Here is a 9,123-nt window from a genome sequence, read left to right as displayed (position 1 = left end):
GCTGCGAAGGGCGCGGTGTCCGGGGACGCGAAGGGGGCGGCGTCCTCGGCCACGGCGGGCTGCGGCGCGGCATCCTCGGGGGGCGCCGCCGCGGTCTCTGTGGTGCTCTGCTCGGTCACACGGACTCCCCGGGGGACTTCAGGTGGCTCATCTGGTTCTTGAAGAACGCCACGGCGTCCGTGGTGGAGAAGGGCTTGGGACCGTAGGCGCGGAAGGTGACGGCGATGTCGCCCTCGACCGCCGTGCAGTCGATCGAGTCGATCTTCTCCTTGCCCTCCTCGTCACCGATCGCGAGCAGGGAGCACTTGGCGTCCGGGAACCCGTCCACCTTCGGTGCCTGGCGCTTGTCTCCGCCGAGCTCGAGGAGCTTCTTGGTGACCTCGGAGAAGCTGCCCACCGCCTTCGGGTCGGCCTGCATGATGCGGACCTCGGCGATCCAGCCGGTCATCTCCTTCGCGTACGTACGGCCGGCCAGGCCCTTGAGCTTCAGCGAGGCGAGCATTTCGTCGCGCTTCTTGCGCTCCGTGCTGGACAGCCCGGTGCGGGACTCCTGGAAGCTCTCGATCGCCTTCTCGCCGGAGAGGACGAAGTCGTTGCCGTCGGCCCCCATGTCCGGGCCGGGCCGGAAGCCGTCCGGGATCGGCAGCAGCTTGCCGGACAGGGCGTTCGGCGGTACGGCTCCGGGCTCGACGGCCTTCGCCGCGGGCTCCCCGAGGGGCACCCAGTAGGCCGTGGGCGCGTCCCGGTCGGCGTCCGCGATCGCGGCGGACGCCCAGACTCCGCCCCCGAGGAGGCTTGCCACCGCCACGGCACCGGCGACCAGGGCGATCGCCTTGCGGTTGACCACCCGCGCGGGCCGCAGCGGCTCCGCCGGTACGGCGGGCTGCACGTCCGGGACCGGGACGGCGTCGTTCTGCGGCTCGGTCACAGTCGCTCCAGCTGTCGCTTGGCCAGGTCCACGACGTCGCCCTCGGCGATCTTGCCCCGGTTGTTCGTGTAGTGGATGTCCAGCACGATGTCGCCGCGGCGGGCCACGGCCCGGGCGGCGCGCATCGGGAGGTAGCCGGCCTTCTCCTCGGCCTTCGCGTCGACCCAGACGTGCCCGAGCTCGGCGGTGGTGCCGGGGATGGGCACACCGTCGTTGCCGGCGTGGTCCTTGTCGGACATGTAGCCCGACTGTTCTTTCTGGTAGTCGTCGGCCCCGTTGCGGTCGGAGAACTGCACCAGGGTGACCAGGACGAAGTTCTTGTCGTCCTCGGACCAGCTCACCGAGACGACCCGGCGGGTCCGGGAGGAGGAGAAGTTGCTCAGCGCGTTGCCGGGCTCCTTGAAGCCCAGCGCGAGGAAGTCGAGGCTGCTGTAGCCGGAGCCCTCCTTCTTCGCCCCGCCCGGCGCCTCGATCAGCAGCTTCGCGAGGTCGTCGTCCGTCTTGTGCCAGCGGTTGGCGTTGATCGTCTTGTTCGTGGTGGCGTCATCGGGCGCGAGGGCCTTCGGGTACGCCAGGTCCTGCTGCGCCAGCGGGGCCAGCGGGGTCGGTTCGCGGTCGTACTGGATCGCGTAGCCGGTGGCCGTGCCCGCCAGGGTGCCGAGGGCCACGGCGGCCGCGATCAGGAGGAGCGTGCGGCGGCCGCGGCGCCGGGGGGCGGCCGCGGTTGCGTCCGCAACCGCGTCCCAAGTGCCCGGTTCCGGGGCACTCTCCCCCTCTTTTCGCTGCTCAGGGATGGTCTGTTCGTGTTCCAAGGGAGTCCCCCCACAGGACTGGAGTCGCGGAACGATCGTCCGCGTACTCACAAGACACCCTGCCGTGGGGAGATGTTGTGGTCACCCTTATTACATTTTTATATCGGCTGGTTTCAATCCTCGTGACGCCGCTTTCCGTCCAGTTCGTCCCACCACTCGTCGGACTTCGCGTCCCCCGAGGGGTCGTCCCACCAGCGGTCATCGGGTCCGCGCCGGTTCGCGACCATCGCGGCGACCGGGGGGATGACCATGGCGACCACGCACAGGGCCACGGCGGCCTCGACGGACCACAGGCGCACGAAGGACCAGGCGGAGACGAAGAGGAACAGGCATCCGCCCATGAGCAGGAAGTAGGCGCGCCGGCGACGGGCGTACATGTCTCCAGGGTAGGGCCGCCCCCCGTTCCCGGGGAGGCCCGGAACGACACGAAGGGCCGCACCCCGATCCGATGGCGTCCAACCCCCGGGGGTGCGGCCCTTCGGCCGGTCATACGGTCACGCGGTCATGCCGTCACGCGTTCACACAGGTGCGGTGCTCAGACCGCGATCGCCACGTCCGTGACGCCGCCGGACTCGACGACGACCACGGCGCGGTCCGCCTGGGCGCCGGGCACGAGCGCGCGCAGCGTCCAGGAGCCCTCGGCCGCGTAGAAGCGGAACTGGCCGGTGGCCGAGGTCGGGACCTCGGCGGTGAACTCGCCGGTCGAGTCCAGCAGGCGGACGTAGCCGCTGACGGGCTCGCCGTCCTTGGTGACCTGGCCCTGGATGGCCGTCTCACCGGGCTTCAGCGTGGCGAGGTCGGGCCCGCCGATCTGTGCTCCACACATGTTCTCTGTCCTGTCCTAGAGAGGTACGACTACCGGGGCGTCGCGTGCCCCGCGTGCTTGCTGCCCTGAACTACTTGTTGGGGCCGAGCTCGATCGGCACGCCGACCAGCGAGCCGTACTCGGTCCACGAGCCGTCGTAGTTCTTGACGTTCTCCTGGCCCAGGAGCTCGTGCAGCACGAACCAGGTGAGCGCGGAGCGCTCACCGATGCGGCAGTAGGCGATGGTGTCCTTCGCCAGGTCGACCTGCTCGGCCTGGTAGAGGGCGGTGAGCTCCTCGTCGGACTTGAAGGTGCCGTCGTCGTTGGCGTTCTTCGACCACGGGATGTTGCGGGCGCTCGGGATGTGGCCCGGACGCTGCGACTGCTCCTGCGGGAGGTGCGCCGGCGCGAGCAGCTTGCCCGAGAACTCGTCGGGCGAGCGGACGTCGACCAGGTTCTTGGTGCCGATCGCGGCGACCGCGTCGTCACGGAAGGCGCGGATCGAGGTGTCCTGGGCCTTGGCCTTGTACGCGGTGGCCGGGCGGCTCGGGACGTCGGCGCCGTCGACCAGGTCGCGGGAGTCGAGCTCCCACTTCTTGCGGCCGCCGTCGAGCAGGCGGACGTCCTGGTGGCCGTAGAGCTTGAAGTACCAGTAGGCGTAGGACGCGAACCAGTTGTTGTTGCCGCCGTAGAGGACGACGGTGTCGTCGTTGGAGATGCCCTTGGCGGAGAGGAGCTTCTCGAAGCCCTCCTGGTCCACGAAGTCGCGGCGGACCGGGTCCTGGAGGTCGCTCTTCCAGTCGATCCGGACGGCGTTGGTGATGTGGTTCTTGTCGTACGCGGACGTGTCCTCGTCCACCTCGACGATGACGACGTTCGCGTCGTTCAGGTGGGCCTCGACCCAGTCGGCGTCTACGAGGACGTCGCTGCGGCTCATGGTGTTCTCCTCCGGGGCAGTGTGCGGCGGGGTGGTGCTGGTGGTGCGGGGTGCGTGCGTCCGGGTGCGCCCGCGGATCCTGTTGCGGGGAGGCTTCAGGAGGGCGGGAGGCAGAGGCGGTCACACGGGAAAGCGGAAGGCCGTCGTCCGGCTATGGAGCGGGATGCGCTCACACGTCACATGGATCGACAGAGCATGGCGGCGACGCGACACAGGTCTACTGCCCGCCGCTTCGTGAGGTCCGCCTGCTGATGCTTCATAGGCATGGATCGTAGGGACGAATCGGCCGCCCTGTCACCGCCGTGTCATATTCCGAGACAGGATCGTCCGAATAGTGGGATGAGACTCCTTGTCGATCTCCCCGCGCGGGTCGTACGGGGGCTCGTACGGCCCTCCCATCTGCGGATCGGACCCACCCGTCTCACTATCCGGCCAATGCGAGATTCGTACCGCCCAGCGTGAGCTCCAGACCCGCCGCGCCCGAGGTCAGCCCCGTCAGCCGGACCCCCGACGGCAGACCCTCGTCGATCCGCCGGTCGAAGTCGGTCTTCTTGCGCACCACGGCCTCGATCCCCGGAAGGCCCTCACCCGGCACCTCGTCGGCGCGGACCCGGACGGTCTTCCCGCCCTTGCCCCCGGGGGCGTCGACCAGCGAGACCGTCGACACCACGCTGCGGCTGAGCGTCCGGCCGAGGAACTCCACGCTCGCGGTGACCTTCAGCTTGCCCGGCGCGCCGCCGTAGGCGACCGTCACCCCGGGCTGGGCGGCCGCGGTCAGGTCAGCGTACGAGACGAGGGCCGAGCCCTGGGCGGACCGCGCGGTGCCGCCGCTGTAGTCGCCGTTCAGCTCCACGCCCCGGAAGGCGACCCGCAGCCCGGACAGGTGCGTCGTACGGCCGTCCGGGGTGGCCACGTCGACGCCGGCCACCTTCAGGTCGACCTGGTCGAGGTCGCGGGAGAGCGCCTGGGTCAGGAAGGGGAACCCGTGGATGTCCACGCCCACTCCCGACAGGCCCTGCCGGGCCTGGATCCGCTCCGCCATCCGGTCCTCGGCGTAACCGGCCGCCCAGCGGTCCAGCCCGACGAACAGACCGCCCAGGACCACTCCGATGATCACAACGACACGCAGGACACGCACGTGCCCACCCCCCAGACGATTGGTACGTCGGGCCAGTGGACCATGCCCGGCCGTGAGGGCGCTGTCAGATGACGGGCCCGATGGCGGGCCGTGACCAGGTGTGACGGCGCCCGCCCCGGTCGAACGGGACGGGCGCTCGGGAAGGAGGAGGAGCCCGGGCCTCAGCCCACCACCCTGCCGATCAGATAGACCCCCGGGGCCGCCGCGGCCAGCGGCAGCGCGACACCGGCCGTCATGTGCACGAACTTCGACGGGTAGTCGTACGCCGCCACGCGCAGCCCGATCAGCGCGCACGCCCCGGCCGCCAGGCCGATCAGCGCACCGCCCGCGCCGACGGACGTCAGCCCGCCCACGGCGATGCCCGCACCGGCCGCGGCGGCCAGCGAGACGCCGACCGAGGGCGCGGTGGGCAGCGGGAGCGCCCGGGCGAAGACGGCCACCGCCACGGCGGCCGCCCCCACGCTCGCGGCGGCGGAGTCGGCCGCGAGGTACCCGGCGCAGACGATGGCCAGCGCGGCCGAGGCCACCGAGGCCATCAGCCCGTACATCCGCTCGTCCGGATCGGCGTGGCTGCGCAGCTGGAGCACCAGCGTCAGCAGCACCCAGGCGCCGAGGGTGCCGATGATCGCGCCGGGGCCGTACGGCTCCCCCACCGCGAGCACGGCGGCGTCGGCGACGACCGCCCCGGCGAAGGCCAGGGCGATGCCCTGACGGGCCGGCCACATGCCGTTGAGGCGGAACCAGCCCGCCGCGGTGAGGCCCTGGAGGGCGATCAGGGGCGCGAGCAGCGCGTACGGGCTCAGCGCGGCGGCGCCCGCGAGGACCAGCCCGAGGGCGGCCGTCAGTATGGCCGCCTGCGGACCGGGATCGATGATCGGCGAGCGGCCTTCGGCGCGGGCCTGGGCCGGGTCCACGGCGCGCAGCGTGTTGCCGGCGAGGGTGGGCGGCGACCAGGCGGGCTCCTCCTCGGCGACCCCGCCGGCCCCCGCCGCCGCGGCGGGCGCCCCGCCGGGTACCTCGGGCGCCTGCTGCGGGAGGACGTACGGGGCCTGCTCCGCGGCCCACTCCTGGCCGGGGGCCGGAGCGGCGGCGGGGACCTGCTCCTGGGCGTGCGCCTGCGCCTGCGCCTGGAACGGGTCGGACGGGGCGGGGTAGGCGGGCGGGTACGCCGCCTCCGCCCACTGCTGCTGCGGCTCGGCAAGCGGCGCCTGCGGCTCCTCGCGGAACCAGTGCTCCGGGGCCGGAGCCGGGGCCGGGGCCTGCGGGTAGGCGGCCGGAGCCGCGTACGGATCCCCGTAGGGGTCCGCGTACGCCTGCTGCTGCCCCCACTCCTGACCGGCGACGGGCGCCTGGGGCTGCGCCTGCGGCTGGGCCTGCGGCTGCCCCATCTGCTGCCCCGGCCCCTGCGGCTCCTCGCGGAACCAGCCCTCCGGCGCGACCGGGTACTGCGCCGGTACGCCGTCCAGCGGCGCCTGGACCGGCTGGTACGAGGTGTCCCACGTCGGGGACTGCCAGGTCTGGGTCCCGTACGGATCGGGCTGCTGCTCCTGCTGCTGATGTTCCTCGGGCGTGCTCGGTGTAGTCATCGGGGTCCGCTCACCCGCCCGCGAACGGCGGGAGCACCTCGACGGTGCCCCCCTCGGTCAGCTCGACGGAATCGTGCGGGCGCTTGCCCACGGGCTCTTCGTTCACGAGGAAGGAGCAGCGCAGCAGGACCCGGGTCAGCTCCCCGGGGTGGCGTTCCCGCACGGTGTCGAGCGCCTCGGCCAGTGTCCGCGCCGAGTACGGCTCCTCCGCCGTCTTGGCCGCGGCCTTCGCCGCCGCCCAGTAGCGGATGGTTCCGGTTGCCACTGCACGCTCCTCTCGTCGGCGCTCTGCCGTCGGCCTCCATCATGACCCCTCCTGCCCCCGATCCCGGCGTGCCTCCGCGCGCCCCGCGTGCGCCCAGGCAGCCCGCACCGGGTCCACCGATCCGGTGAAACCCGCGCATATGCAGGTCCGGGGGTGGCGGGGACCACAGAAGTGGAACGTTCCGAAGCCTCGGCCAGGCCGGGGCGGGTGGGCTATTCTGCTGCCGAGAGGATCCGGGCAACGTAGCCCCCGGGTCCTTTTGTGCTTTCAGCACGTTGAACGGACCGAGAACAGTGGTATCCATCCGGACCTCAGGGCGCGGGGACCGGCGGACACCGGCAAGTCGTACGAAGCAGTGCCGCGAACGTCCTCGACGGGACCGAGGAGGAACCGACGTGATGGACCAGCGAACCGTCGTGCAGGGGCAGGTGCGGGCAGAGGTACAGGCGCACGCACCTGCGCACGCACACCAGCAGTACTTCCGCTCGCCCCGGGCAGGTGGTCGAGCATGAGCTCACTCCTGCTCCTGACCAATGCCCTGCAGCCCTCGACCGAGGTCCTGCCGGCCCTCGGCCTGCTGCTCCACAGCGTCCGGGTGGCGCCCGCCGAGGGCCCCGCCCTCGTGGACACCCCGGGCGCCGACGTGATCCTCGTCGACGGCCGCCGCGACCTGCCCCAGGTGCGGTCGCTGTGCCAGCTGCTCCGCTCCACGGGACCCGGCTGTCCGCTGATCCTGGTCGTCACCGAGGGCGGCCTCGCGGCCGTCACCGCCGACTGGGGCATCGACGACGTCCTCCTCGACACCGCGGGACCGGCCGAGGTCGAAGCGCGGCTGCGCCTCGCCACGGGCCGCCAGCAGCTCGGCTCGGACGACTCCCCCATGGAGATCCGCAACGGCGACCTGTCGGTCGACGAGGCGACGTACTCGGCGAAGCTGAAGGGCCGGGTCCTGGACCTGACCTTCAAGGAGTTCGAGCTCCTGAAGTACCTCGCCCAGCACCCGGGCCGGGTCTTCACCCGTGCACAGCTCCTCCAGGAGGTGTGGGGCTACGACTACTTCGGCGGCACCCGCACCGTCGACGTGCACGTACGGCGTCTGCGCGCGAAACTCGGGCCCGAGCACGAGTCGCTGATCGGTACCGTCCGCAACGTCGGGTACCGCTTCGTCACCCCGGAGAAGGTGGAACGGGCGGCGGCGGAAGCGGCCGCGCAGGCGGCCACGAAGGCGGCGGCCGAGGCCTCCGCGCGGGCCGCGGCGGCGCTCACCCGGATGGACTAGGGGGTCCGCGGGAACGACCTCCTCCGGACGCCCTGCCCAGAGGTAGGTCACCCCGCGTAGACTTCCGCGCGTGGCCAAGGTGACGCGGGATGACGTGGCACGACTTGCGGGTACTTCTACCGCCGTCGTGAGCTACGTCATCAACAACGGACCCCGGCCGGTTGCCCCGGCCACGCGCGAGCGTGTCCTCGCCGCGATCAAGGATCTGGGCTACCGCCCGGACCGGGTCGCGCAGGCGATGGCCTCCCGGCGCACCGACCTCATAGGCATGATCGTCCCGGACGCCCGTCAGCCGTTCTTCGCGGAGATGGCGCACGCGGTCGAGCAGGCCGCCGCCGAGCGCGGAAAGATGGTGCTCGTCGGGAACTCCGACTACCGCACCGAGCGCGAGGTGCACTACCTGCGGGCCTTCCTCGGCATGCGGGTCTCCGGGCTCATCCTGGTCAGCCAGGGCATGAGCGAGCAGGCCGCCAGCGAGATCGAAGCCTGGGACGCCCGGGTCGTCCTCCTCCACGAACGCCCCGAGGCCATCGACGACGTCGCGGTCGTCACGGACGACATCGGCGGCGCGCAGCTCGCCACCCGCCACCTCCTCGAACACGGGCACGAGTACGTCGCCTGCATCGGCGGCATCGAGAACACCCCGTCCGTGGGCGACCCGGTGGCCGACCACGTCGAGGGCTGGCGCCGGGCCATGCAGGAGTCCGGCCGGTCGACCGAGGGCCGGATCATCGAGGCCCCCTACAACCGGTACGACGCGTACAAGGTCGCCCTGGAGGTCCTGGCCAAGCCCGACCGGCCGACGGCGATCTTCTGCGCCACGGACGACCAGGCGATCGGCGTGCTGCGGGCCGCGCGCGAGCTCCGCATCGACGTCCCCGAGCAGCTCGCGGTCGCCGGCTTCGACGACGTGAAGGAGGCGGCCCTCACGGACCCGCCGCTGACCACGGTCGCCTCGGACCGTCCCGCGATGGCCCGCGCGGCGGTCGACCTCGTCCTCGACGACGCCCTGCGGGTGGCGGGCTCCCGGCGCGAACGCCTGAAGCAGTTCCCGTCGGCCCTGGTCATCCGCCGCTCCTGCGGCTGCCGCTAGCCCCCTTCCCTTCGTGACGCGCCGCTCGCACGGCTCGGCCCTTGCGGGCCTCCCCGGCTTCGCGCCGCTGCGCCGGACTCCGTCCGGCGGTGGCCGGTCGGGGCTGCCGCCACCGCCGTCCCGGCGTGAGCCCGGTGGGCGGGTGCGGGTGGGTGTGCCCTGCGGGGCGAAGTCCCCTACCCACCCTTCGCCCGTTCCCTGGGGCTCCGCCCCAGACCCCGCTCCTCAAACGCCGGAGGGGCTGGATACACCCAGCCCCTCCGGCGTTTGAGGAGCGGGG

Annotated in this window: 11 protein-coding genes; 2 read left to right on the top strand and 9 right to left on the bottom strand. The window is 72.0% G+C overall.

The features are described from left to right. Nucleotides 1-115: 115 nt before the first annotated feature. The 9 genes from ACIA8F_RS34375 to ACIA8F_RS34335 form a co-directional block, all read right to left on the bottom strand. Nucleotides 116-928: a hypothetical protein gene (locus tag ACIA8F_RS34375; RefSeq protein WP_399384791.1), complete on the bottom strand. Its 813-nt coding sequence runs from the start codon at nt 926-928 to the stop codon at nt 116-118. After that, a complete protein-coding gene (locus tag ACIA8F_RS34370) occupies nt 925-1,740 on the bottom strand; it encodes a hypothetical protein (protein WP_399384790.1) in 816 nt (271 codons plus the stop codon). The genes ACIA8F_RS34375 and ACIA8F_RS34370 overlap by 4 nt, the downstream gene beginning before the upstream one ends. Nucleotides 1,741-1,853: 113 nt before the next feature. Further along, nucleotides 1,854-2,117: a DUF3099 domain-containing protein gene (locus ACIA8F_RS34365; protein WP_250744599.1), complete on the bottom strand. Its 264-nt coding sequence runs from the start codon at nt 2,115-2,117 to the stop codon at nt 1,854-1,856. 158 nt (nt 2,118-2,275) lie between these two features. Next, nucleotides 2,276-2,566, bottom strand: a complete 291-nt coding sequence (locus tag ACIA8F_RS34360; protein ID WP_399384788.1) for a DUF1416 domain-containing protein — start codon at nt 2,564-2,566, stop codon at nt 2,276-2,278. Nucleotides 2,567-2,636: 70 nt separating this feature from the next. After that, a complete protein-coding gene (locus ACIA8F_RS34355) occupies nt 2,637-3,482 on the bottom strand; it encodes a sulfurtransferase (RefSeq protein ID WP_399384786.1) in 846 nt (281 codons plus the stop codon). A 176-nt stretch (nt 3,483-3,658) separates the two neighbouring features. Then, on the bottom strand, nt 3,659-3,742 hold the full coding sequence (locus tag ACIA8F_RS34350; RefSeq protein WP_350206375.1) for a putative leader peptide: 84 nt from the start codon (nt 3,740-3,742) through the stop codon (nt 3,659-3,661). A gap of 164 nt (nt 3,743-3,906) precedes the next feature. After that, a complete protein-coding gene (locus ACIA8F_RS34345; protein WP_399384785.1) occupies nt 3,907-4,620 on the bottom strand; it encodes a DUF2993 domain-containing protein in 714 nt (237 codons plus the stop codon). A 161-nt stretch (nt 4,621-4,781) separates the two neighbouring features. Continuing rightward, the gene (locus tag ACIA8F_RS34340) at nt 4,782-6,206 is read right to left on the bottom strand and encodes a hypothetical protein (protein WP_399384783.1); all 1,425 of its coding nucleotides are present in this window, start codon (nt 6,204-6,206) and stop codon (nt 4,782-4,784) included. A 10-nt stretch (nt 6,207-6,216) separates the two neighbouring features. After that, nucleotides 6,217-6,471: a MoaD/ThiS family protein gene (locus tag ACIA8F_RS34335; protein WP_267753985.1), complete on the bottom strand. Its 255-nt coding sequence runs from the start codon at nt 6,469-6,471 to the stop codon at nt 6,217-6,219. 508 nt (nt 6,472-6,979) lie between these two features. Here ACIA8F_RS34335 and ACIA8F_RS34330 point away from each other — a divergent pair. Next, on the top strand, nt 6,980-7,750 hold the full coding sequence (locus ACIA8F_RS34330) for a response regulator transcription factor (RefSeq protein ID WP_243339450.1): 771 nt from the start codon (nt 6,980-6,982) through the stop codon (nt 7,748-7,750). A 70-nt stretch (nt 7,751-7,820) separates the two neighbouring features. Next, entirely contained in the window at nt 7,821-8,843 is a 1,023-nt protein-coding gene (locus tag ACIA8F_RS34325) for a LacI family DNA-binding transcriptional regulator (protein WP_383950760.1), read from the top strand. The last annotated feature ends 280 nt before the right edge of the window (nt 8,844-9,123 follow it).

The organism is Streptomyces sp. NPDC051563 (assembly GCF_044454225.1).
Taxonomy (GTDB): Bacteria; Actinomycetota; Actinomycetes; order Streptomycetales; family Streptomycetaceae; genus Streptomyces.
This window is presented reverse-complemented; position numbering and strand designations above follow the sequence as displayed.

Coding starts and splice junctions, on each gene's coding strand:
- ACIA8F_RS34360 (WP_399384788.1), bottom strand. CDS start 2,566: ATGTGTGGAGCACAGATCGGCGGGCCCGACCTCGCCACGCTGAAGCCC.
- ACIA8F_RS34340 (WP_399384783.1), bottom strand. CDS start 6,206: ATGACTACACCGAGCACGCCCGAGGAACATCAGCAGCAGGAGCAGCAG.
- ACIA8F_RS34365 (WP_250744599.1), bottom strand. CDS start 2,117: ATGTACGCCCGTCGCCGGCGCGCCTACTTCCTGCTCATGGGCGGATGC.
- ACIA8F_RS34330 (WP_243339450.1), top strand. CDS start 6,980: ATGAGCTCACTCCTGCTCCTGACCAATGCCCTGCAGCCCTCGACCGAG.
- ACIA8F_RS34350 (WP_350206375.1), bottom strand. CDS start 3,742: ATGAAGCATCAGCAGGCGGACCTCACGAAGCGGCGGGCAGTAGACCTG.
- ACIA8F_RS34355 (WP_399384786.1), bottom strand. CDS start 3,482: ATGAGCCGCAGCGACGTCCTCGTAGACGCCGACTGGGTCGAGGCCCAC.